A 22,732-nucleotide genomic window follows, 5' to 3' on the forward strand; every position below is an offset into this window, starting at 1 on the left:
ACAACCTCGCCAGGATCCGGCAGGAACGGTCGCGTGGCTCTCGGCGGAATTGAGCTTCAGCCCGTTGGGTGTATAGACGACGGTGTCCGGTGTGGAACTGTGTGTGGGTGACGATCGAGGGTGCACCGGCTGATTGGGATTTCTTCGTCTCGTACACGCAAGCCGACCGTTCCTGGGCTGAGTGGATTGCATGGGAGCTGGAGGAGAGCGGCCACCGGGTGTTGGTGCAGGTGTGGGATTTCGTGCCGGGCACCAACTGGGTGCAGGGCATGCAGAACGGTGTGACCCGCGCCGAGCGGATGATCGCGGTGCTATCGCAGGCGTACCTGTCGTCGGTATACGGGCAGGCCGAGTGGCAGGCGGTGTGGGGATCCGACCCGTTGGGCGATGGGCGGAGGCTGCTGACGGTCCGAGTGGAGGACTGTGAACGTCCCGGCCTACTTGGACCGGTCGTTGGAATCGACGTGTTCGGCGTCACGGAAGCCAAGGCACGGGGCCGGCTGCGGGCCATGGTGGCCAGGGCCTCCGCCGGACGGGCTAAGCCCGCCGGGGGGCCGCTGTTCCCGCCGTCGCAGCGGGCGATTCCCCAGGAGGCCCGGTTCCCCGGAGCATTACCGCAGGTGTGGAACGTCCCGGCCCGCAACCCCAACTTCGCAGGCCGCGGCTTCGCCCTGACGGCGCTGGCAGAGGAACTGGCCGCGGCGGGAACGATGACCGTGACCTCGGTACGCGGTATGGGCGGTGTCGGTAAGACGCAGCTGGCCAACGAGTACGCCCACCGGCGCGCCACCAACTACGACCTGGTGTGGTGGATCGCCGCTGAGGAGCCGGCGCTGATCGCCGATCAGTTCGCCAGGCTTGCCGTCGCGATGGGGCTGGAACCTGGTCAGGACGCCGATACGGTGCGGCTGGAGGTCCATCAACGGTTACGGGAGGCGCCGGGCTGGTTGCTGATCTTCGACAACGCGGACACGGTCGAAGATATCCGCGACTGGCTGCCGCCCGCGCTGCGCGCGCCGGGGATGCCAGGTCACGTGCTGGTGACGACCCGGCGCGACGGATTCACCGTGCTGGGCGCAGTCTACGATCTGGATGTCGTCGACGAGGCCGAGGCGCTGCAGATCCTGCGCGCGCGGATGCCGCAGATCGGCGAAGAGGTGGCCGGGCAGATTGCCAAAGAGCTGGGCCGGCTGCCGCTGGCTTTGGAGCAGGCGTCGGCCTACATCACCCGATCACAGCTTCCGCCCGGCGACTACCTGCAGCTGTTGCGGAGTCGGGCGCAGGAACTGTACGGCCGGGGCCGGGTCGCGTCCCGCGAAGAAACCGTCGCGACGCTGTGGACATTGAGCTTCGACCGCGTCGGCCAGGAGGAGCCTGCAGCGCTGCAACTGCTGGCCATCTGCGCCTATCTGGCACCGGTACCGATCCCGCTGGACCTGTTCACCGCTCACCCGGACCAACTCAACGCACCGCTGGCCAACAAGGTCACCGACCCGCTGGCCTTCACCGATGTCGTGGCCACCATCGTGGACTACTCCCTGGCCAAACGCGACGCCGACGGCCTGCTGCTGCACCGGCTGGTACAAGGCGCCCTACGGCTGCGCTACCCGGCTGAAGGCCAACCACAGCCGACCACCGGCCAGGACATGACCGCCTGATGACCACCGCCTTCGATCCCCGCGCCACAGCGTTGCGCCTGCTGCGCAGCGACGCCCCAGCGACGATCACGGGCACGCCGCAGGATTGGCCGCGATGGAAGATCCTGCTACCGCATGTGCTGGCAGCGACAGATCAGGCCGGCGAGACCGGTCATCTGTCGCTGCAGGGCCCGGGTGATGAGCAGGCAGTACGAGACTGTTCGTGGCTGCTGGATCGTGCCGCTGCCTTTCTGCGGGTCCATGGACGGTCCGGCGAGGCCCGACCGCTGGCCGAACGGGCCCTGGCTATTGACGAGGCCGCCTACGGCCCCGACGTCGGCACCTACCTGAACAACCTCGCCCTGATCCTGCGAGATCTCGGTGAGCTGGCGGACGCCCGCCGGTTGACCGAACGGGCCCTGGCCATCGACGAGGCCATCTACGGCCCCGACCATCCGACCGTCGGCATCCGCCTGAGCAACCTCGCCGTGATCCTGCAGGATCTTGGTGAGCTGGCGGGGGCCCGTCGGCTGGCCGAACGGGCCCTGGCCATCGACCAGGCCGCCTACGGCCCCGACCACCCCGATGTCGGCACCGACCTGAGCAACCTCGCCCAGATCCTGCAGGATCTCGGCGAGCTGGCGGACGCCCGTCGGCTGGCCGAACGGGCCCTGGCCATCGACCAGGCCACCTACGGCCCCGACCACCCCGATGTCGGCACCGACCTGAACAACCTCGCCCAGATCCTGCAGGGTCTCGGTGAGCTGGCGGACGCCCGCAGCATGACCGAACGCGCCCTGGCCATCACCGAGGCCGCCTACGGCACCGACCACCCCACCGTCGGCACCAGCCTGAGCAACCTCGCCGGGATCCTGCACAGTCTCGGTGAGCTGGCGGACGCCCGCCGGTTGGCCGAACGCGCCCTGGCCATCGACGAGGCCATCTACGGCACCGACCACCCCACCGTCGGCACCGACCTGAGCAACCTCGCCGGGATCCTGCACAGTCTCGGTGAGCTGGCGGACGCCCGCCGGTTGGCCGAACGCGCCCTGGCCATCGCCGAGGCCATCTACGGCACCGACCACCCCGCCGTCGGCACCAGCCTGAGCAACCTCGCCCAGATCCTGCAAGATCTTGGTGAGCTGGCGGACGCCCGCAGAATGGCCGAACGCGCCCTGGCCATCGCCGAGGCCATCTACGGCACCGACCATCCCACCGTCAGCATCCGCCTGAGCAACCTTGCCCTGTTCTTGCGAGCCATCGGGGACCCGGCTACCGAAGGTTCGGTTGGACAACGACGGACAGATCAGCCGGGACGGTCGGACGCGGCGCCCCGCGCAGCCGATGAGGAGTCGACGTGAATCAATCCGAGACCGCAGTGCTGGCGTACTGGGGCGAACATCGGGATCAGCTGCGACAATCGGAAACCCAGCGAGCACTGCTTACCAACTACCTGCTAGTGATCGCCGCGGCGTTGAGTGCCCTGATCGTGCAGCAGCGGTTCGCCGCCGAGACCTTGCCCTTGTCCGTGCTGATCACCCTGGTAGGCGTGTATGGGGCGGTCGCCGTCGCCAAGTACCACGAGCGTGCCGAGTACCACCTGACGCAGGCGCGAGCCCTGACACGCGTACTGACAGACATGGGTGCCCTCGCCGACCGCGACACGCTAGACGAGTCCCGCAAACAGCACTATGAACAATATCCGCGGCTGCACCGAGTCCGCTTGCACAGCCTCTGGACTGGGCTGCACGTGGGCATCGCCGCGTACGGGATCACCCTGGTGATCATCACGCTGGCACGGTAAACGTGCCTACTTGGCACGCAGGAGTCGATGAGCCCGAGACCCAATTCGATCGACGGTAGATTGCAAGCGCTCCTCTGGAAAAAAATGCTCCACACACTCGCCAGGCGCCAAATGCCGAGGAAAGTGTCGACGTCGATCGGAACTGGCGATTGCATACCTCTCCGCGCGTGCCGAGGTGCATCGGGACCTCCCACTTAAACAGCGCCTACAACAGGACCGCTACGCGCTTCCGCATGCTGTAGACCTTTTTGCGGTAAGACGCCGCTTCCGATTGTTGCAAGTCAGCCGCCCCTACTTGGACGCCTATGCACTGGCCTCGTGGGGCTGGTCGCAGATGTCGATGACGACCCGGTACCAGCACGTCACCGCCGAACTGCTCGCCGGCATCGCCCAACAGGTTGAAAGCCTCCTGTGGACGCCCGAGGAACGTCTGGCACCGGAACGCCCCAGCGCGACCACCGCACCGTGGGGAGTCCGGGGGTCGCCCCGGAGCAGGCATGGTGGGCGCGGTAGGTTTCGAACCTACGACCCCCTCGCTTGTAAGATCGATCGATGTTCGTCCAGGAACGTTCGGGGCGGTACGGTGATCGCCTCCGAGCAGGGAGCGATGCTAACGGCGAGCCGCGGCGAACCTCGACGAACACCCGTGAACGCTGGTCGGACTGAGCGGAACTGAGACGACGATTGAGGCGGCCACAGCGCGGCCGTCCAAGAGCAATCAGCTGTCCAAGCCTGTTGACCATCATTAGAGCTGCTAACACGATCTTTGTTGACGTGATTGATCAAGCGGCGCCAGCAAATGAGGCGCAGGCGAGGCGCAGGCTGTCGTGGGTGTCGAGGCGGCGTTCCCAACGGATGGCGAGGCGGCGAAACTGGTGCAGCAGCGCGATGGTCTGTTCCACGACGTAGCGCAGCTTGCCCAAGCCCTTGATCCGGCGGGTCTTGCGACGCGGGATGACTGGCTGGGTGCCGCGTTCACGGCACGCTTGGCGGAAGGCTTCGCTGTCGTAACCCTTGTCGGCCAACAGGACATCGAAGCGGCGGCGGGGCCGGCCGTGTCTGCCGGCGATGGGTGGGTAGCCAGCGAGCAGGTCGATCGCGGCTGATGTCGGGCACGGTCGGGTGCTCGGTCAAGACCCACGGGGGCACCGTCCGAATTCCTTCACCTAATTAATTGAACCGGCCGCGGGCTGCTCCAGTCTGCTGACTTACAGCGAGTCCACGGCATCGCCTTCGCGTAGCCTGGTTACCATGCCCAGCATCGAAGGAGCAGCCGCGTTCTGGAGCTACTCTCACCTTGATGACGAGTCAGACGACGGGAATATACTACGGCTTGCGTCATTAATATCGAATGAGTTTTCGCTAATTACAGGCAGTGACCTCGAAATCTTTGTCGACCGGACCTCTATAAAGTGGGGGCAGGAATGGAGAAGAAGGATTGACGAAGCGCTCGCGGCGACGACCTTGTTTATACCTATCCTGACTCCTCGCTACTTTGCTAGAGAAGAGTGCCGAAGAGAAGCCATCCAGTTCCACGGCGCAGCCCGAAGTCTCGGTACAGAAGAGCTACTTTTACCGATTCTCTATCTCCCTGTTCCAGGATTAGAGGAGAGCAACGAGGATGAAGTTGTTTCCCTTCTGTCGCGGTATCAATACATTGATTGGACTGACCATCGCCTGTCGGAGCACAGCTCTGGGCAACACAGGCGAGCGGTGAACGAAGTCGCGAGACATCTGGCCGCAGCTTCGCAAGCCGCTGCCAAACGGAAGCTGTCCGGCGAAATCGCCGCCACAGAGCGTACCGATGATGACCAAATGGGCGGGTTGGAACTCGTCGATAAAGTCGGTGCGCTAATGCCAGAATGGGTGGAGGCAGTCGAGGGCACCGTAGTCAATCAAGTCCAATCGACGGCAACTTTCGACTATTTCTCGGGTCGTATTGCCAAGTATGAGAGGTCTAGAGTTCACGGCGGGCCATACCTATCCGTACTGCGCAGACTCGCGCAGGAGCAGATGCCTATGGCGGAGCGCTATAAGCGCGACGCAGTCCAGTACACCCGCGCGTCCTTGGATCTTGACCCCTTGGTAAGGCAGCTGCTTCGGCTCGCGCGTGACTACCCTGACGTACTTGATGGCGCATCCGAGTTCCGTCGGAATCTGGAAAAGGTGCGAACAGCGATCAGACGAGGTGAGCGGCAAGATGTCGATCGTAGTCTGATTTTAGCGGAGGAGTGGGCTCGTCAGCGCGCCCACCACAGCCGACTCCTGCGACAGCTTGCTGATACATTCGCGGAGGGCTCAAGGGCCGCAGAGGAGGGTAACCGCATCGCAGAAGCGTGGCTACTAATGCTAGATGAAATGACCACCCCTAGAAACCTTAATGACGGTGCGGCGTCAATCACGAATGATGCATATTAAGTGACCTATTACTTGTTCGGAGCTTGGCTAAATCTGGAGATAAATGAGGAAGCCAATAATCCGCCTGCACTCTCGATTTCGAAGTGTAATGTAGCTACGAACCGTAGAGCGAAACTTCGGTGCTCCACGGAAGTGCTTTGCGTGCTGAAAATAGGCGTGTTTGGCCATTTATTTGATGCGATGCGGCGAGCATGGGCAAGCTCGACGGCCGGCTGCCATAAAATACGTTGCTGTCAACCGCCGCGCATCGCATGCGGCCGCTCGCTTGCGTGCCGGTTGAGATGATAAGCGCGGTAGGTTTCGAGCCCACGACCCTCGTTTGCAAGTCTTGGGTAGGCCGACTGACAACGTCTGTTTATGGCTGCCACTCCGGGCAGCCGCGGAGAATGACTCGGCTTAGCCGCACGCACGTGCGCCGGCTACTTGTCAGCGCGGGCTGTTACCGTTTGAGTCACCGTCCGGCGATGGTCCTACTTGTCTTAGCTGTCGCCTTCCTTGCTTCTGGCACGAAGCTGTAGAGCTCTGGTTCTACCGTATGCCGTTAGACTCCAGTAAGTACCTCTATCGCTTATAGCCTTCTTCTTGCCGCTTTGCTCAATCAATCCCAGTGCCACCAATTGAATAATGACGGTTCCAAAGTCTTCTTCGTCAAACGATATAGCCCATCCGTGCCACCGACCTTGAGCAGGATTGAGCCCAGAATTCCCCAGCTTCTTTTTCAGCTTCTCTTCGACGTCCAATTCGATCCAAAACTGAGCCGTCAGCCAATCATTAATGACGCGATGCAGATTCTTCTCGGACGACTCGTCGAGCAATGCGGGACCAATCGCATTCAAGACGTCATCCCAAGTAAATTTTGCATCCTCGGTTATCGTCACATGGCGGGCCTGGTATTCACCATGCGGTGTAAATTGGGCAGATAACCATACCGTCATCTCATCCAAATCAGAGCCCTGCTTAAGGTGTTCAGTTCCCGGAGGCGGGAGCGTGCGGTTACGCTCAATGGCCTTCTCAAGTTCCGCTACCTTCTTGCGAAGCGTGTTTGTCTCCGCCAGGAGCTCTGGGGTTGCCTGTTCGTCCGCACGGATCCATCCCACTGCCGGATAGATACGAATGAAGTTGCTAAAGCTCAGAGCAACCTTACCCGGTAGATCGTCGGCATTCTTCCAAAACTTGACATGCCTTTCCTTCTTTACTTTAGCCAAGAATCTTTCAAGTCGAGCGCGACCAGCCTCAGTGACTTCCGCTTTACCGACTGGAATACTGTCTGGCTCGGCATGAATGAAGGCCATAATAGGCTTCTTCCGAAGTACGGCGTAGTCATATTCACGTTCTGTGTAACTGAGATCCTCAGGCAGATCAACGGACCCATATCTCCCGCCGACAACAAGAAGATAGTAGTCACATTCATCGATCACTCTCTCGATGAGTGACCACGCATCGTCGTTCGCTGCCGGAAAAAGCTCCATGCCGGCAGGGATGGCGTCAAGTTGTAGCAGTGCGCTAATCACGGCTTGCCGTTCGTCCCGCAGGTCTACGTATGTCGAACTTAGGAAGACTTGATACCGCTTGCCGAGCGCCGCCACAATGCCTCGCTAGAGTCGTACAAGGATGACTATGGATACAAGTAGCCCAATAATCGCAATACCAGTATGCAGGAGTATCCAAATGCCGTAGAGTGGCACCTTGGACAAGAACGGAAATTCTGCGACCTGGCTGCCCCAAGTATTGCTGGCTGATTCAGCCAACCCGAGATCCGGGAAGCTGTCGTCCAACTTTCTTCGCATCTCGCTCGCTTCGCGCAAATGGAGTCTAAAGCGTTCGTAGAATTTCGCCGACGCGAGCGCCCCGAAAACACCGAGCAGAATCAAGGCTCCACTTACCATCAGTACGCTTGGCCGAAAACCTTTCTGAGCGATGAAGCCTAGGCCAGCTGCAGCGAGAACGAGGACCATATTTGTCAGCGCTGCCCGCTGCGTCTCCGAGTGACGAATTTGATCCCATCGACTCTGCCACTGCTGCATCAGGATGTCCGTTCGATCAGCCATGGCCCGCTTATCCTCTCGCCCGCACGGTGGCATTCTGCCATCCCGTCGTCCTCGACACTCCACGGTGGGTGCGGTCCGCCGCTAGCGCCCGCCGCGTCACGACGGCCTTTAGACACAAGGCACGCAGGTCGGTGGGTATCGGCGACGGTCGGCTCGGCCTGCCCCGGGACGAGAGCGAAGGGGTGCCGCATCCCGGAGCCGGAGCGCTCCCGCCAGCGGCACAGTAACCTTAACCACCCGTTCGGGTGACTCTCGCTACGGCTAAACATTTGCAGCTCGCAGCGTCGCCCCGTCGTGCTCATCGGAGTTGTAGTGAGTCTCTCAGCACTTACTCCGGCCGAGAACTCGGCGTCCTGTGGTCGACCCGCCCCGACGCCAGCCGACGGGCGTTGGTGTAGCGCCCGGGTCCAGGCGGTGGCCACGACGCCCTGGTCGGCGGTTCGAGGCGGCCCGTCAAGGGCCGCCTCGAATGACGTAGCAACTTTGAACAGCCAATCTAGCGTTGAGAACTTTCCATACGTCTTCAAGGCGACCCTCCGGGCCGCGCATGGCCGGTTCGCCGGCCGCCCGCGCCTTGCCGCTTCGCTCCCGGCGCGGGCTGGCGGTGTCCACCGCGACACCAGCGAACACGACGAAGCTTCGCCCTCCTCTCAATTGAGGAAGACGAGGCGATGGCCGAGCATAGGCACGGACGGTTGCTTGCGGCGATTACTTCTTGGACGCCGGCTCAACCTCATCGGGCGGAACAACCACGATCGTCCCGTCATCAAGTCTTACTTCAAGCAACGGAATATTCGCCTCTGCCGTCTTGACTATTTCGAAGCGGCGGATCATTCCGGTTCCCGCCTTGCGATGCCGCACCTTCATCCCAGGTCTAAATACCCGGCCATCCACATCGATCAGTTCGGGCCCTGCCGCGATGTGCTCCATGAAGGGGACGGGGAGATACTGTGCCGACATCCGCTGAAGGTCTCGGATGCCTTCCAGTACCTCTCGAAGCATGTCTTCCTTACTACGCTCTGCTTTAACCTCGCCCTGCCCGGCGGCTGAGAGTAGCGGGGTAACTCGATCCTGGAGATCATCCCAATTGCGCTCGAAAGCGCGCTCAAGCCGTGTGCCGTCAAGTGGCTGGGAGCAACTGTCATTGAGCGACGCCACAAACCTGAGCATGTCATCTCGGCTGGTAACCTCAGTCGCCTGAAACTGAGCTAGCGGACCTGTTAGATCAGATGCCGGCAAGTCTAGGAGAAGGGGTCGGACCCGCGAGTCCTCCAAAGACTTCGCTAATGCGCCAGCTTCGAAATTCAACCACGGCTCTCCAGAGTTTTCCCTCGTTACGCAGATGATGCCTTGACCGAGTTCAGCGAGCCGGCTGCCGATCTCGACACCCCACCGCTGGCCCTTGCTGATGTCCTCGGTCGACATCCAAGGCTCTACCTGCTGAATTACCTCCGGCAACCACTCGCGTAACACCGCCGCGAACTGCTGGCTCGTCGGCTTGGACCAGCTCAGGAAGACCTTCATTGGCCATGCCTCCAACCAGACAACCTCGAATCGTCATGCGACCTGTCCGCCAAGTGCTCCAGAGCTGGCTCCATACAGTTGGAATTCGCGACCCAGGCAAGAAGTTTACGCTCGTCTCACTCTCCGTCGCAGGCTAACCCTCCCCCGACGAATAGCAGCCTGGACAGACCCCCGCTCCGGCGGAAGGGCCTCCGGTCCTACGACCCGGAACCAGCCTCCGGCGGACACGGCCTCTGGCCCTCCGACCCGGACAGGGCCTCCGGCGGCCGGGGCCCCGCCCCTGGACCCAGGCGACTCTGGGATGTCCGGCCGAGCACCGCGACCCACCGCCTACCGGAGGCAACCAGACCGCGTCCCCCTGGTCCAGGTCGTACGTCCGGCGGGGCGCTCGACCTGGACCAGGGGGACGCGGCCCGGCCGAGCGAAGCTTGCGCGACGGGATGCCGGCCTAGCCACCAGCCATACGAGCTTCGGGAGAAATCTGGGAGACGATCTTGCGATAAGCCGCCGCCAGCACCACTTCGCACCAACCACGACCAACACCCTGACCAGGGCACAGAGTCAGACGCCACGTCAACGGTCCAACTTGACCTAGTTGACACGGAAGAAGTCGTAAGACGCTGAGTCCTGCGTCTACCAGCCGGCTGGGAGCCATCCTGCGTCCAACGGGCTCGGTTTGCTGGAAGACTTGCCGCATGACGCCCGCACGCAGAATTTGGATATCAGTCGGCACGTTCTGTGGCGTAGTAGCTTTTCTCCTCGTTGGCGTCCTTCAGCTTCTCGACGAGAAGGTTTACGGAGCGCTGACAGACGGGATTCAGGCACTCGGGGTCGTCGCGGCCCTCACTGCGGCTGCTGCCACCCTGCGCAGCGATAGTCGCAACCGCACACTCGACCGCGCTCTCGGGCTGCACCAAGAATTGATGAGCGGCGAGGTCGGGGCTGCTCGTGTCCGGCTGGTCCGCCACCTCCGGGGTCATGGCCGTGACTCGGAGACGCCGACCAAGCTGGCGGAGCTGCGCAAAGGCGAGCTGGCGACCTACTCGCACGCCCTTATGGAGCTTGACGAGGACTCCGTCAAAACGCACAGGCCGGATCTTGACCTCAACATCCTGCTTCGCTACTTCGAGCGGGCCGACAGCGCCCGCGAAGCCAAAGCGGTCTTCCCTCCGGTATTCGCAAACCTCGTCGGCGATCATGCTGCGTGGTGGAGTCGCGCGCTGACAGATGACGGTAGCAACGCTAGCTTTCCCCACCTGATGGGCCTTGCGGAGTGGCGAAAGACCTACGCCGCCGACCAAGCAAAGCAGCTCGAGTAGCTACGGAGTTTCCGCGAACCAAGAGCGAACCCAGGTCATGGCGATCAATGAATCGTGTTGACCAAGGTGGAGGCCAAGACGCCGCGGGCTCAGCCTGCAAGCGTCGAAGGGCGTGCCCGCTACGTGCCCGATAGAGGGGTTACCAGAGGACAACCGCGGGCACCAGCGAATTGAGGTGCGAGCCAGTACGCCCTGCTCACAGCACGTTAGAGCTACCGCGAGCCCCAGAAGCGCGACAACTTCTAATCCGTCGGCCGGCAAACAGCTGGACACGTCGGCTCTGCTTCGCCGCCCGAGCTCTACTCGGTCTTCAGGGACCAGTCGGCGTCACCGTCCTTGACCGTGGCGTCGCTGTATTGGTTGGTATTGGGCTTGGGCCATACGCCGTTCGGGAAGCTCGTCGGGTCTACGGCGTCGCCGTGGAGCGAGATCATGGCGGCGGCCTGGGCGCTCACGAAGGCCCCCAGCGTGCCGACGGCCGCCAAGATGATGCCTGTATTGACGCCGGCTTCTTCGAGGAAGAGCGCGATGCCGGGGGCAGTGAAGATGCCTGAGCTCATTCCCGCGATCGACACTGCGAGTGCTGCGATCAGCTTGGCGAGCACTCCGGCCAGCACAATGTAGAAGCCTAGGCCTGCGGTCGCGACGCCCAGCAGAGCGAGGGAGGTACTACCTGCGATCGTCCCAACCCGCGCAGCGGCTGTGGATTGGGCGCCGGCCGCGGCAAGATAGGCGTCTCGGGCCTTGCCAGACCAGTCTGATTCGTCGGCGACGAGGTTCTGCGTCGTGAGCTCGGCCGCGACGCCGTTGGCTTCGCCTTTGATGTCCTGCCACCGCCACGAGTCGATGAACATGAAGATCGGGGCGACTGCCCCTTTCATCAGGTCCAGAAACCAGTTGAGGATGGCCTTGCCGACCTCGACGGTCTTCTCCGCGATCCACTTGAAGCCCTGGGCAACCGGTGGAGGGACGTACCAGCGTCCCGTGGCGCTGTTGGCTGCGGGGATGACCTGGGCGAGTTGGCCTTCGAAGGTCTTGAGACCGGACTCGATCTCGCGGATGACCGCTTCGTACTGCGCTTGAGAGAACATGGTCATCCCCCGTGATCAGTAGATGTTGCGGATGCGGTGCTCGGAGGCTTTGTCCTCGGCGTCATAGGTGTCAGCCACGCTGCGCAGCGTCTCAGCGATTTCGGTCATGGCCGTTGCGCCCTCTCGGCAGCGAGCCGCCACGGCATCGATGACGTCGTTGTACGGACCGACGATGAGCTGAAACAGCCCGGCTTCCAGCCGGCCGAACTGCATCTCGGCCACTTTGGCGCTCTCCGTGCCCAGCACAGCGCTCTGCGCGAGCCACTCACCGGATTCGGTTCGCAGCGCGTTGGTGGCGACGGAGACTTGCTCTGGGCTGGGGGGCTGGGTCATAGGTTCCCGCCTCGGTCCGGAGGTATCACTGTCAGGGAGGTCAGCGTCGCGAGAGCGTCGCCAAGTAGGGCATCCAGCTCGACACGGGGCGACGACTGTGCCGACCGCTTAGCCACCGCACGCTGCAACGCCGTGGACAGCGCCGCGCTGATGGTCGAGCCGTTGTGATGCTCGGCCCAAGCCGGCTCGATGGTGCAGGCCCTGAGGCCATCAGGTGCGATCTGAATGGTGATGTGCTGGCCATCGTCGTGGGCCTCTTCGAGCGCTGAGGCGGCGGCCTGTGGCGTTTGTGCAGCGTGGAGCTGGCTCAGCGCCTCTTCCGCGAGCTCGTTGATGTCGCGGGCATGACCAAACGGCAGGGATGGACCAGGAGCAGTAGTGCTCGCCACGGCGTTTGCCTCGACGTCGGTTTGGCGACGCCGGAATCCGCTGTGCTGTATGGCGACAGACCACGCTTGCATGGCGCGCTGCACGGCGTCGCCGTTGGCGTCGATGACGGCGTGGGCGAGGTGCGCCGGATCTATGCGCTGCTGCCATCCCTCGCGGACGCGGATCGCCGTGGGTATCCCGTCAGGGCCGAGAACGACGCGGACCCAGCCTGTCGGGTCGCTGCCCTCAACGGGTTGTGCCGTCGCGTCGCATGGATCGCGGGTGAGCCGCCCGAGTTCCGCGGCGGAACGCTGGAGTTGGGCGACGTGTCGGGCCTGTTCCGGTTGCATCTCAGGGCTCCGACCGGCGTGGCGATTGAAGAACGGCACGACCAATCAACCCGATCAAGAGCGCGGCCAGGGCCAGCACTATCGCCATGATGACCGTTGAGCCACCAGCGATCACGAAATAGAAGGCCATCAGCGCGACGATGCCCACTGCGATAAACACCGCGATCGCGGTGACCATGCGGGCTGTGCCCGCCGTTGCCCGCCAAGCGACGACAACCCCGACGAGGGCCACCACAGCGATGACCGCGCAAGCCACGGCCGTCCCCGGTCGGCCGAACGGAGAAGCGTCAGCAACTTCATCGAAGCCCGCACTCGCAACCGCGACACCGGCAAGCTGGACCAGCGAGATCGCAAATAGAAGCACCAACGCAAAACCACTTGTCCGGGACACTCTGGTAGCTGGTCCCACTAAGGTTCACCCCCCGTAACCGGAAGTAAACACGGTGTCGCACTTCACGCGACCATGCAAGCCTCGGTCGAAAGTTAGATCCAGCGCCTTCGATGCAGCCGCCTTCGACTTACTTCTAAGCGCAAAGCTAGTAGTCACTAGTCATGTTGGCTCGTGCGGCCGTGTGAGGCATTTATGCGAACCGGTCCTATCGAGACGTCCTCGCGCGGATCCATCGACGAGGTCGGCCATGTCGACGCCGGCCTCGCCGAGGATTCACTGGACGGCGGTGATGCTCATCCAGTCGAGGATGTTGTCCTCGTGCACGACCCGGTACCACTGGGTCCGTCCGCGCTTGACGATCTCGACGCGCCAGGCACCGTCCGCCGTCTCCATCGTACTGAATCTTGGGCTCCACTCGGCCGACGCTACGGCTGGTGGATCAAGGGCGCTACCAGGGAAAACAAACTACCCCGCTGTAATTCAGACCTTGATGGACTCGAACGTGTGTTCTAGCGTGCGGACCATGGCCGAACGCGTCGAGCACCACTTCAACCGCAGGTACGGGCTGAACCGACGGGACGTCTTCTTGATCCGCACTGAGTCCGGCTGGCAGGTCCTCGGCCGTGAAGGCGGCGCCGAAGGCCGCGAGGTGACCCACTACTTCGACGACGAAGCCGAGGCCCGTCGGATGCTGCAACGGATGCTCGACGCGGTGCCTCCGGAGCTGTCGAGCTGGGCCAAGATGACGCCGTCGCGTCTACGCGAACGCCGAGGATGAACCTCCGCCTGCACGTGAAGGGGTCTACGCCCTACCGAATCGCGTCGTAAGTCAGCAGGCGTCCGCTCGGACGTGCCCGCCACACCACGCGAACGGTTCCACGTGAGTGATGCGCCAGCCGTTGTCCTCGCGCTGCATCGAGAATCGCCACGGGTGCTCGGTGCCGACCATCGACATGCCGCGCTCGCCCCACCAGACCGCTTGTACGGGCACAGTCACTGCGGTCTTGTCGTCGCCCTGGTCCTCGATGTTGAAGGCTGACCATTCCAGCTTGTCGGGCGGGTCGGACCGTTCGATCGTCGCCTTGAGCTCGCGCCACTGGTCAAGCAGCTCGTCGCGCCGGCTGCCAGCCAGCGCCCGGCGTAGCCCGATCTCCTCGCCCTGGTCGAGCTGGATGAGGTACAGGTCGGCCGCCTCGGTTGGCGTTGCGGGTGGATCGCCCTGACGGTCGGTGAAGTCCAGGAACAACGCGACCGGCACTGCCACGCCAAGGCCGGCGCATAGGAAGCCAACCATCGCCATCACGGCCACTGCCCAGCGCCGTCGCTGACTCCAGCCAGCCCACCGGGGCTGGGACGCATCCTGCCCCGTGGTCACCGCACCTGCGTTCACTTGATCAATTTACTTCTCGTTCTAAGAGTCCGTCTCGTCTCGATTGCCGAAGCGGCGTCTACTGCCGCGGGCGCGCGATCGTTGCGCAGCGTCTGAGCTGGTCTTCTATCCTTCTGGATCCTCGGCAAGGTTCGGCCGGTAGCGCTTGATCCAAGCTTCCACGTCGTTCTTGTGCCACACCTTGCCCATTTCCAGTTCTGCTACTGGCTCAGGGAAGGTGCGATGGTTGGTGATCTGGTAGACGCGCTGACGACTCATTCCACCGAGACGCATCCTGATCTCGTGTGAGCCCATCAGGGGCAGCTTCCTGACCATGACTCGGACTGTAGATACGCACCTAGTAGTCACAGGACATCTTCGTGTGTATCCAGTACGCACGCTCTTGTCGTAGACTAAGGTCGCACGACTAGCCCTGGAGGGAAGCATGGATAACGCCAAAGAACTGCCATTTCTCGTGGATGTCCCTACCGATCCAGCCCCCCGTACCGAGCCTCTAACTGAGGACGAGATCATCGGCGCCGTGGCCGACCTGCTGGCGGATCGCGGGTATCGGTTCATTCCGGACGCGAGGCTCCCGGAGATGAAGCAAGCGTTGCGCCCGTTTTTGCTCAGCGCCTAACGGCAGCGTGTCGAACGCCCCGGCCCTTCGACGGTCCGGGGCTTCGCGCTGGGGTGACGAAGCTACTGAGGAGGGCATCATGATTAAATTCCCGCACATCGCTGCCCGACCATCCTGGGACTGCCGTACTTGTGGGGAGCCTTGGCCCTGCGTTGCCGCACAAGGACATCTCAGGGAAACGCTCGGCCCTGCCAGGCTTGCGATGTATATGTGGTTAAACCTGGAGGAAGCGGCTGCCCAAGATCGCTTCAGTTCCAAGGACTGCGCGTCTCTGTTTGACCGATTCATCCACTGGACCCGCGACCCCGGTACGCATTGAATGAGGGTCGCTACGACTGTCGCCTGAGCGCGGGCGGAGGTCAGGCAGTCGGCTGTAGCGGCTCCGCCCATATGGCCACGGAGGCATCGTCGTGTCGCTTCGTCCGTGGGTAACGGACACCCTCAGGGTCGCTGCTCTCGATGCTCCGAACCTGCGCGATGAGACCTGCTGGACCGACCTTATCTAGCAGGTCAAGGTATTCAGGCCATCCATGAATCGCCATCTGGTCAACTGGCCGCGTGGCGCCATCGGAAAAGGCGCTGGCCCGACGTGCGCTGCTGCGTGGATACCTGGCGGTACGCGCGTACTGTGCCGCGTCTGGATCGGCTGCGGCGACCCACCAGCCATCCGCCCGGTTGCGTGTCGCTGTCTGGCGTTTCACGAGCGCGGTGAGAGCTGCGGCATGCTCTGGAGTGCCGAACCGCATGCCGGCCACCGCGTCAGGCTCGGTGCCGCTGATCTCTTCGATGGACAGGTCGCAGGTGACTTCTGGCCCAGTGTCCAAGTCGACGACGATCGACACGTCTGACAGCGCGAGTGCGTCGATGCTCTTGGGCCCGATGCGCAGGATGCCTACGGCTGCGCAGGGGGTCCCGGGGTTGGTCAGGTCACACGTGTCGCGGTGGAGATCGGCGACGGCCGCGATGCCGGCGGCAAGCCCTTCGGTCAGTGGCCGCTCCGGGGTACCGATGAGAGCGGCCAGTGTGCGTACGCCGAGCTGCTGGGCGTACCAGGCGACGCCGTGGTGGCATCCACCGAACGGGATGCCGGCGCCGTCGACGACGACGGCGAGGTCAGTGGAAGCGACGGCGAAGTCTTCGTTGGGACGTCCGGGTGCTGCATCAGTGGCGAGGGCGAACAACGGCGAGACCTCCGTCACGCGGTGGTGGCGAGCAGGGCATCGAAGTGTGCGACGGCGGGGCGACTCGCCCATGGGCGGAGTTGCCCAGAGAGATGCCGCAGGTCGTCGATGGTACGAGACGACCCAGTCGCTACCGCAATGGCAAGCGATTCCTCGGCGTGCGAGCATGCCACGTCAGGTTCCTTGGCAAGAACGTACGCCTGGGCGAGGCGCGAGAGGTACTGCCCGCGGTCCCGGTGGTAGCTCGGTGGAAGGGTCTCCAGCACGGTGGTGAACGCGGACACAGCCTCGTTGGCGCGCCCCAGCTCTAGGTGCACCTTGGCGCGGGAGATGCTCAGGTAGAGCCCCATGTCGCAGTAGCGCCCGGTCGATGGATCGCCATCTTCCGTGACGCCGGCGCCGCCATCGGCGAGCAGCGACTCAGCGATGCCGAGTGCGCGGTCTGCCTCAGAAGCTTCGCGGTGAACGGCATGCCCCACGGCTTCGGTCTGTGCAGCGATGGTACGGACGCGCGCCGTCTCGGGTGAGTCGCTGCGCAGCGACACGCGTGCCAGCCGTGCTGCAAGGGCACCATTCCTGGACCCGATGGCCTGGACCGCGCGCCGCGTCATCACGAACGCGGCCATGCGTTCATCCTGACCCGCCTCCGCCCACTCCAGCGCTCGCCGGTACCAAGCCACCGCCCCGGCAGGATCGCCGGAGTCTTGGCTTAGCCAGCCAGCGAACTCCGCATAACCCGCACCGACGGTGAGCAGGTCGTCCAGCATCTTGCCGCCGGCATGCTGAGCAAGCCGCTCGATCGAATCTGCGTGCGCCGTGATGACCGGAAGAAGCGCTCGGGGCCCGAGCAGATTGTCGGACGTGTAGTGGTGACGGAGCCCTGCGCGAAGCGAATCCAGTAGCTCAGGGGTGGCCTGCTGAGGGCCATCGAACGCCGGTGACTGCGTGCGCGGGACGACGGTTAACGATGGTTGCCCACTGGTCGCTTCCGGCTGGCTCGCCAGCTCTTCCATCTTGAGCGCGAAGCGTGCGCGCACTTCGTCATTCGCCCGCGTTAGGGCAACGTCGAGAAGGTCCTGTGTGCGCAATGCCAGCTCGCCCGTGGGCTGGGCCTCCCACTTGGCGACACCGCGAGCAGAGACACCCAGATGCGCGGCGAAGTCATCGCAGGACATGCGGAGCGCGAGCCGAAGCGATGCCGCATAACGGCCGGTCCAGGTCGAGACGACGAGCATCGCACCTCCTCCTGAGTAAGGAATTCTGCCCGGAGTGTAACGACAGCCCCCTATGTCCACGGAAGACCGAGTGTGGGTCCGGTGCCGGTTGAGTTCCGGAACAGTTCATGGCTCAGCCGACGCGGCTGGCGTTGACTGTGAGCAGCAACAACGACCACGGAGGGGGCGGTGCGGGTGAGTCTTCTATTAGGACCGTTTCGGGCCGGGCGCGGCCGGCGGAATCCCGTTCTCGCGGGCCATCCTTCGGATGTAGGCCCCCGTGAAGGGCGAAAGTCGCTCCACCTCAACCGGGGTAACGCCCTCCCGGAGCGCTGCCAGCACTGCGGCGATGGTCTCGTCTCTCGCCTTCTCGTGATCACTGGCCGTCTGTCGATACCGCCTGGTCGCAGCTTCTAGATCTTTCCGAGGGTCGCTCACCCGACGAGGGTAGCGCAACCGTGTTGCGCTCCTATCTGAGTTGCGATAGCTTGTTGCGCAACACGGTACCGCTTCGACTCATCAATTTCTCACGTCCCTGCTGTTCGGCGCATTGATCGCATTGTGGCGGTAGTCGCGCCGACCCAATTCCCGGAGGACATCCCGTGGAGAAGATCCACCTCATCACCGACGGCCCGTCGGACGCCGACCTGGACGCGATTGAGGCCGAGTGGCCTCTGATCGCGGCCGAGCTGGACCTGTTGGACGCCGAGATCTCGCTGATCTATGCCGCCGATCACGGCGGCCCGACCATCCTCGACCGCCGCCGGCTGCGCCGGGCGCAGGCCCACGTGATCCGCGTCGCTGCCGAGCTGGCCGCGCGTCCGGTCGCCCGGAAGGTGGCCGCGTGATGGCGAGCCTGGGGAGTCTCAAGCGGATTGGGTGGGCGGTCCGGGCAGTGTTCGCCCTCGGCATCGCCGCGTCGCTGGCCGGCAACGTGCTGCACGCGCAGGACAACGTGATCAGTCAGGCAATCTCCGCCTGGTCACCCCTCGCCCTGCTACTGACGGTCGAGCTGATCTCACGGATCCCGACCCTCGGCGGTGCCGCCTCGATCGCCCGGATGGCCGCTACCGCCGTCATCGCCGGGATCGCGGCGTGGGTGTCGTACTGGCACATGGCCGGAGTCGCCGCCGAGTACGGCGAGACCGGCGCGGCACCGTATCTGCTGCCGCTGTCGGTAGACGGGCTGATCGTGGTCGCCTCGGTCAGCCTGGTCGAGATCGGCGCCCGGATCCGCGCACTCGCCATGGTCACCGAACCGGCCGTCCATGCCGCGAAGCCCGGCCCGGCCGCCGCCGCCGAACCGCCCCCGGCGCCTGCGATCGAGGACAAGCCCGCACCGGCGCCGGTCGTCAAGAAGACACCCGTCAAGCGCGTCACGCCGCGACCTGCATCGGCCGTCAAGGTCGCCAAGGTCGCCGCGAAGATGCCCGGCGCTCCGATCAGGGCCATCGCCGAAAAGGCCGGCGTATCGCCGTCGACGGCCCGGCGTCACCTCGCCGCGCTGAACGCCACCGACGCGTCACCATCCGCGCCGGTTCCTGCAGAAACGCCCACCCTCATCGCTGCCTGACCCGACAACCGAGGAGACATCCGATGGACCCCGCTCGACTGGACACCGCCCTTGACCGCAACGAACCGGACGCCTTGCACCACCATCTGCGGTCGTTGCGCGACTGGGCCGAGGACCGCCTCTTCGACGACTCCGACCCGCAGCACATCGCCGAGTACATGACCGCCGTGCTGGACGCGCTGCTGGCCCACCAAAGCCCGCCGCCGCCACCGGTTTAGCTCCGCCCGGCGGCACGGCCCCTACCGCCAAGCAGATGCCGTGCCGCCGGTCTTCTACCCATCAGTCCCGAAGGACCTCCGAGGGAGACACCCATGTTCTCGCACCTCACCCGCCGCGTCACTCTCGCCGCCCGCTGGATCCTGCTGTCGTGCGGCTGCCCGCTCGCCCTGCACGGCAACGCCAAGGCCCCCACCGACTGCCCGGACTGCTGCCAGGCCGTCGCGTCCAGCGCGTCCTGAGCCGGAACGGAGCCAGCTGATGAGCACCCCCGACCACGACGCGAACGATTTCGACTGGACGGCCGCCGGGTCCGACCTCGGCGAGGTGGTCGACCTGGACGCCGCCCGGACCCGCCGCACCGGCACCCTGCCGGCCGACCCGAACGCCGACGAGACCGAGCCGGACGACACCGACAACACCGAGGGCGCGCCGGTGATGGTCGACAGCATCGACGCGCAGCGCCGGCCGCGGTTCACCCTGTCGGGCTTCCGCGACGCGACCCGCGTGCCGATCGTGCCCTCGTGGTTGAAGTCTGGCGCCGAGTTCGGCCGGAACCTGGCGTGGGCGGCCGGATTCGGCCTGCACTCCCTCGCTTATCACGGGCTACGGACGCCGAAGTACGGCGTCAAGCTGGCCGTGCGGGCACCGCGTGGCTTCGGCCGGATCTGCCGTGGCTACAACCGGTGGCTGTGGGACCTGGAGGGTGAGCCCGTGCGTCAGTCGATCGTGCGGGCCGCGATCGACCGGCCCGAGGAAGCCAAGATGTACGACCGGCTGACCAACAAGCGCGACCGGCGAGTGCGCTGGCGCGGCATGGTCACCATCACCCTGGCCCTCGCCTTAGTCCTTGCCGTCGGCGCGCTCATGCTGGCCCCGGCCTCGACGCAGTGGACGGCACTGGCCGGCGTGCTGCTGCTGTGCGGGATCGTCGGCGCACCGGCGGACAAGCCGCTGTTGGACACCGCCGTCGTGCGCCGCGACGCGGCCCCGCTCACCTCTGCCGAGGTGTTCTCCGCCCTGGCCGCGCTGAACATCAAGGGCATCAACGACGCCATCCGGCGCGGCGACAACGGCAAGCGCTGGTTCACCGCGCCGATCACCCGGGAGAACGGCACCGGCTGGCGCGCCGAGGTCGAACTCCCGCGCGGCGTCACCGCCTCCACCGTGGTTGACAAGCGCGAGGAACTGGCCGCAGCGCTGACCCGCCCACTGGGGTGTGTGTGGCCGGAGGTCAACGCCGAGGTACACCCCGGCATGCTGATGCTGTTCGTCCCCGACAAGGACCTCTCCCGCGCCAAGCAAGGCGCCTGGCCGCTACTTAAGACGGGCACGGTCAACCTGTTCAAGCCCTTCGCGTTCGGCACCGACCCCCGCGGCCGGGTCGTCACCCTCACCCTCATGTTCGCCTCGATGATCGTCGGCTCGATCCCGCGTATGGGTAAAACGTTCGCGCTGCGGCTGGCCCTGCTCGGCGCATGCCTGGACCCGCGTTCCTGGGTGCTGGCGTTCGACCTCAAGGGCACCGGCGACTTCAGCCCGTTGGAGCCGGTCGCCCACCGCTACCGCGCCGGTGACGACGAGGAAGACATCGAGTACGGCATCGCCGCGATGCGCGAGATGCGCACCGAGATGCGACGCCGGACCAAGGTGATCCGCGAGCTGCCGGCCGACCTGTGCCCGGAGAACAAGGTCACCGACGACCTGGCGTCGAAGAAGTCACTGGGTTTGCACCCGATCGTGATCGGCGTGGACGAGTGCCAGATCTGGTTCGAGCACCCGACGTACGGCGACGAGTTCGAACAGATCTGCACCGACCTGGTCAAGCGTGGTCCGGCCACCGGGATCATGCTCGGCCTGGGCACCCAGCGCCCGGACGACAAGAGCCTGCCGATCGGCATCAGCGCCAACGCGGTGCTGCGGTTCTGCCTCAAGGTCATGGGCTGGCGCGAGAACGACATGGTCCTCGGCCAGTCGATGTTCAAAAGCGGCACCCGCGCCACCATGTTCGCCAAGCGCGACAAGGGCATCGGCTACCTCGCCGGCGAGGGAGACGACCCGACCATCACCCGCACGTTCGAAGTCGACGGCCCCACCGCGAAGGCTGTCGTGGCCCGGGCGCGGGTGCTGCGGGAGAAGGCCGGCAACATCACTGGCCACGCCGCCGGGCACACCGTCAGCACCGAGACGCTGCGCCGCGACACCATCCTCGAAGACGTCCTAGCGGTCATGTCCGACACCGATCCGAAGCTGTGGTCGACGGTGATCGTCAAGCGCCTTGCCGTGCTGCGGCCCGAGGTCTACGCCGGGTTCACCGCCGACCAGCTCCGCGAGGCCCTCAAGCCGCACGGGATCAAGACCGGACAGGTCTGGGGCAACGACCCCGGCACCGACGAGAGCGGCAACCGTAAAGGCATCACCCGCGCCCACGTCCTGGAAGCGCTCACCAACCGTGACCGCGACAACGGTGGCGGCGGCCGGAAGTAGGCCACGATCGGCCGCTAGGTCTAGCGGCACCCACCGCTAGACCTAGCGGCACCGCTAGCGACACAAACAATCCCTGATCAGCGCCCTAGCCCCTAGCGGCGCTGGCCCCGCACACCCTGAAAACGGCCTGTGGAGGCACTTCGTGATGACCCTCGCCGCGCTAGCTAGCCTGACCATTCTCGGTTACACAGCGTTCTACCTGATCATGTGTGCCGCGTTCCCGTTCGGCCGCTGCCGCCGCCCTCGCTGCCGGGACGGACGGATCTACTCCCGGATCTTCACCAAGGCATTCCGACACTGCCCCCGCTGCGAGGGCACCGGCCGCCGAGTCCGCATCGGCCGCCGCTTCTACGAGTACCTGCGCGGCGAGTACAAGGCGGGCAACCGATGACCGCCCGCACGATGGCCCGCTTCCACCGCCGACCCACCGAGCACACCGCGTGGTGTACCCGCGACCACCGCTGCGGCATCAACGAGCACCGCTCCGCTGACCTGATCGCCGACGGCATCGGCGGCCGGGCCGTCATCACCCGCGTCCGCGCCGCAGACATCGAGTACGCCGAGATCCGCGCCCGGATCCCCTTGCACCACACCGAAAACGGCGCGCGATGGCAGATCGCCACGGCGCTGCGGCTCATGCGCGAGCTGTTCGCCGCCATCGCGGTCCGGCCCAGTGTGCTGCGCCGCCGGCCCGAACGGCCCGCGATCGACCGGCGGGCCGCGTGACGCCCCGCGGCCACTAACCCGCCCTTGACCGAGAGGAGCCGA

At 64.5% G+C, this 22,732-nt stretch carries 26 protein-coding genes; 14 read left to right on the forward strand and 12 right to left on the reverse strand.

What is annotated here, in order from left to right; genetic code table 11:
* Positions 1 to 107 precede the first annotated feature (107 nt).
* From fxsT to ACWEOZ_RS23190, 3 genes are read left to right on the forward strand one after another with little or no spacing between them, the layout of a single operon-like run.
* Positions 108 to 1,658, forward strand: coding sequence for an FxSxx-COOH system tetratricopeptide repeat protein (fxsT, locus tag ACWEOZ_RS23180; protein WP_451912763.1), 1,551 nt, complete (start codon positions 108 to 110; stop codon positions 1,656 to 1,658).
* A complete protein-coding gene (locus ACWEOZ_RS23185; RefSeq protein ID WP_451912764.1) occupies positions 1,658 to 2,998 on the forward strand; it encodes a tetratricopeptide repeat protein in 1,341 nt (446 codons plus the stop codon). The genes fxsT and ACWEOZ_RS23185 overlap by 1 nt, the downstream gene beginning before the upstream one ends.
* On the forward strand, positions 2,995 to 3,441 hold the full coding sequence (locus ACWEOZ_RS23190) for a hypothetical protein (protein ID WP_451912765.1): 447 nt from the start codon (positions 2,995 to 2,997) through the stop codon (positions 3,439 to 3,441). Before ACWEOZ_RS23185 ends, ACWEOZ_RS23190 begins: the two co-directional genes overlap by 4 nt.
* 782 nt (positions 3,442 to 4,223) lie before the next feature.
* Here the strand turns inward: ACWEOZ_RS23190 and ACWEOZ_RS23195 are convergent.
* On the reverse strand, positions 4,224 to 4,538 hold the full coding sequence (locus ACWEOZ_RS23195) for a transposase (RefSeq protein ID WP_451912802.1): 315 nt from the start codon (positions 4,536 to 4,538) through the stop codon (positions 4,224 to 4,226).
* A gap of 154 nt (positions 4,539 to 4,692) precedes the next feature.
* On the opposite strand from ACWEOZ_RS23195, the gene ACWEOZ_RS23200 reads away from it, so the two are divergent.
* On the forward strand, positions 4,693 to 5,859 hold the full coding sequence (locus ACWEOZ_RS23200; RefSeq protein WP_451912766.1) for a TIR domain-containing protein: 1,167 nt from the start codon (positions 4,693 to 4,695) through the stop codon (positions 5,857 to 5,859).
* A gap of 479 nt (positions 5,860 to 6,338) precedes the next feature.
* On the opposite strand, the gene ACWEOZ_RS23205 is transcribed toward ACWEOZ_RS23200, so the two are convergent.
* From ACWEOZ_RS23205 to ACWEOZ_RS23215, 3 genes are all read right to left on the reverse strand, one after another.
* The gene (locus tag ACWEOZ_RS23205; protein ID WP_451912767.1) at positions 6,339 to 7,445 is read right to left on the reverse strand and encodes a DUF4062 domain-containing protein; all 1,107 of its coding nucleotides are present in this window, start codon (positions 7,443 to 7,445) and stop codon (positions 6,339 to 6,341) included.
* 9 nt (positions 7,446 to 7,454) lie between these two features.
* Positions 7,455 to 7,907, reverse strand: coding sequence for a hypothetical protein (locus ACWEOZ_RS23210; protein WP_451912768.1), 453 nt, complete (start codon positions 7,905 to 7,907; stop codon positions 7,455 to 7,457).
* 708 nt (positions 7,908 to 8,615) lie between these two features.
* The gene (locus ACWEOZ_RS23215) at positions 8,616 to 9,431 is read right to left on the reverse strand and encodes a TIR domain-containing protein (RefSeq protein WP_451912769.1); all 816 of its coding nucleotides are present in this window, start codon (positions 9,429 to 9,431) and stop codon (positions 8,616 to 8,618) included.
* A 695-nt stretch (positions 9,432 to 10,126) separates the two neighbouring features.
* Between ACWEOZ_RS23215 and ACWEOZ_RS23220 the strand changes: the two genes are divergently transcribed.
* Complete coding sequence (locus ACWEOZ_RS23220; RefSeq protein WP_451912770.1) at positions 10,127 to 10,750, forward strand: hypothetical protein; 624 nt, start codon at positions 10,127 to 10,129, stop codon at positions 10,748 to 10,750.
* Positions 10,751 to 11,049: 299 nt separating this feature from the next.
* Here ACWEOZ_RS23220 and ACWEOZ_RS23225 read toward each other — a convergent pair whose 3' ends face one another.
* Genes ACWEOZ_RS23225 through ACWEOZ_RS23240 form a run of 4 tightly spaced genes read right to left on the reverse strand, consistent with a single transcriptional unit; the run spans position 11,050 to position 13,257 of the window.
* Positions 11,050 to 11,841, reverse strand: a complete 792-nt coding sequence (locus ACWEOZ_RS23225; protein ID WP_451912771.1) for a hypothetical protein — start codon at positions 11,839 to 11,841, stop codon at positions 11,050 to 11,052.
* A gap of 15 nt (positions 11,842 to 11,856) precedes the next feature.
* Positions 11,857 to 12,174 (reverse strand): hypothetical protein, encoded by a 318-nt coding sequence (locus ACWEOZ_RS23230; RefSeq protein WP_451912772.1) that lies wholly within the window; start codon positions 12,172 to 12,174, stop codon positions 11,857 to 11,859.
* Positions 12,171 to 12,893 carry a hypothetical protein gene (locus ACWEOZ_RS23235; RefSeq protein ID WP_451912773.1) on the reverse strand — a complete coding sequence of 241 codons (723 nt, stop codon included), beginning with the start codon at positions 12,891 to 12,893 and terminating at the stop codon, positions 12,171 to 12,173. The genes ACWEOZ_RS23230 and ACWEOZ_RS23235 overlap by 4 nt, the downstream gene beginning before the upstream one ends.
* Before the next feature lies 1 nt (position 12,894).
* Entirely contained in the window at positions 12,895 to 13,257 is a 363-nt protein-coding gene (locus tag ACWEOZ_RS23240) for a hypothetical protein (RefSeq protein ID WP_451912774.1), read from the reverse strand.
* Positions 13,258 to 13,807: 550 nt separating this feature from the next.
* On the opposite strand from ACWEOZ_RS23240, the gene ACWEOZ_RS23245 reads away from it, so the two are divergent.
* Complete coding sequence (locus ACWEOZ_RS23245; RefSeq protein WP_451912775.1) at positions 13,808 to 14,062, forward strand: hypothetical protein; 255 nt, start codon at positions 13,808 to 13,810, stop codon at positions 14,060 to 14,062.
* Positions 14,063 to 14,113: 51 nt separating this feature from the next.
* Here the strand turns inward: ACWEOZ_RS23245 and ACWEOZ_RS23250 are convergent, their stop codons facing one another.
* Together ACWEOZ_RS23250 and ACWEOZ_RS23255 are read right to left on the reverse strand one after the other, a co-directional pair.
* Positions 14,114 to 14,674 (reverse strand): hypothetical protein, encoded by a 561-nt coding sequence (locus ACWEOZ_RS23250; protein WP_451912776.1) that lies wholly within the window; start codon positions 14,672 to 14,674, stop codon positions 14,114 to 14,116.
* 105 nt (positions 14,675 to 14,779) lie between these two features.
* The gene (locus ACWEOZ_RS23255; RefSeq protein WP_451912777.1) at positions 14,780 to 14,989 is read right to left on the reverse strand and encodes a hypothetical protein; all 210 of its coding nucleotides are present in this window, start codon (positions 14,987 to 14,989) and stop codon (positions 14,780 to 14,782) included.
* 109 nt (positions 14,990 to 15,098) lie between these two features.
* On the opposite strand from ACWEOZ_RS23255, the gene ACWEOZ_RS23260 reads away from it, so the two are divergent.
* On the forward strand, positions 15,099 to 15,293 hold the full coding sequence (locus tag ACWEOZ_RS23260) for a hypothetical protein (RefSeq protein WP_451912778.1): 195 nt from the start codon (positions 15,099 to 15,101) through the stop codon (positions 15,291 to 15,293).
* A 359-nt stretch (positions 15,294 to 15,652) separates the two neighbouring features.
* Here the strand turns inward: ACWEOZ_RS23260 and ACWEOZ_RS23265 are convergent, their stop codons facing one another.
* Both ACWEOZ_RS23265 and ACWEOZ_RS23270 read right to left on the reverse strand, forming a co-directional pair.
* On the reverse strand, positions 15,653 to 16,474 hold the full coding sequence (locus ACWEOZ_RS23265) for a hypothetical protein (RefSeq protein WP_451912779.1): 822 nt from the start codon (positions 16,472 to 16,474) through the stop codon (positions 15,653 to 15,655).
* Between the two features lie 14 nt (positions 16,475 to 16,488).
* Positions 16,489 to 17,709 carry a hypothetical protein gene (locus ACWEOZ_RS23270; RefSeq protein WP_451912780.1) on the reverse strand — a complete coding sequence of 407 codons (1,221 nt, stop codon included), beginning with the start codon at positions 17,707 to 17,709 and terminating at the stop codon, positions 16,489 to 16,491.
* Positions 17,710 to 18,290: 581 nt separating this feature from the next.
* On the opposite strand from ACWEOZ_RS23270, the gene ACWEOZ_RS23275 reads away from it, so the two are divergent.
* The 7 genes from ACWEOZ_RS23275 to ACWEOZ_RS23305 all read left to right on the forward strand — a co-directional run bounded on the left by ACWEOZ_RS23275 (position 18,291) and on the right by ACWEOZ_RS23305 (position 22,690).
* Positions 18,291 to 18,536 (forward strand): DUF6284 family protein, encoded by a 246-nt coding sequence (locus tag ACWEOZ_RS23275; RefSeq protein ID WP_451912781.1) that lies wholly within the window; start codon positions 18,291 to 18,293, stop codon positions 18,534 to 18,536.
* Positions 18,536 to 19,261 carry a DUF2637 domain-containing protein gene (locus ACWEOZ_RS23280; RefSeq protein ID WP_451912803.1) on the forward strand — a complete coding sequence of 242 codons (726 nt, stop codon included), beginning with the start codon at positions 18,536 to 18,538 and terminating at the stop codon, positions 19,259 to 19,261. The genes ACWEOZ_RS23275 and ACWEOZ_RS23280 overlap by 1 nt, the downstream gene beginning before the upstream one ends.
* 23 nt (positions 19,262 to 19,284) lie before the next feature.
* Positions 19,285 to 19,479 carry a hypothetical protein gene (locus ACWEOZ_RS23285; RefSeq protein WP_451912782.1) on the forward strand — a complete coding sequence of 65 codons (195 nt, stop codon included), beginning with the start codon at positions 19,285 to 19,287 and terminating at the stop codon, positions 19,477 to 19,479.
* A gap of 93 nt (positions 19,480 to 19,572) precedes the next feature.
* Positions 19,573 to 19,719, forward strand: a complete 147-nt coding sequence (locus ACWEOZ_RS23290; RefSeq protein ID WP_451912783.1) for a hypothetical protein — start codon at positions 19,573 to 19,575, stop codon at positions 19,717 to 19,719.
* A 19-nt stretch (positions 19,720 to 19,738) separates the two neighbouring features.
* The gene (locus tag ACWEOZ_RS23295; protein ID WP_451912784.1) at positions 19,739 to 21,964 is read left to right on the forward strand and encodes a cell division protein FtsK; all 2,226 of its coding nucleotides are present in this window, start codon (positions 19,739 to 19,741) and stop codon (positions 21,962 to 21,964) included.
* Positions 21,965 to 22,109: 145 nt separating this feature from the next.
* Positions 22,110 to 22,355 (forward strand): hypothetical protein, encoded by a 246-nt coding sequence (locus ACWEOZ_RS23300; RefSeq protein ID WP_451912804.1) that lies wholly within the window; start codon positions 22,110 to 22,112, stop codon positions 22,353 to 22,355.
* A complete protein-coding gene (locus ACWEOZ_RS23305; RefSeq protein ID WP_451912785.1) occupies positions 22,352 to 22,690 on the forward strand; it encodes a hypothetical protein in 339 nt (112 codons plus the stop codon). The genes ACWEOZ_RS23300 and ACWEOZ_RS23305 overlap by 4 nt, the downstream gene beginning before the upstream one ends.
* Positions 22,691 to 22,732 lie beyond the last annotated feature (42 nt).

Source organism: Actinoplanes sp. NPDC004185 (genome assembly GCF_053603475.1).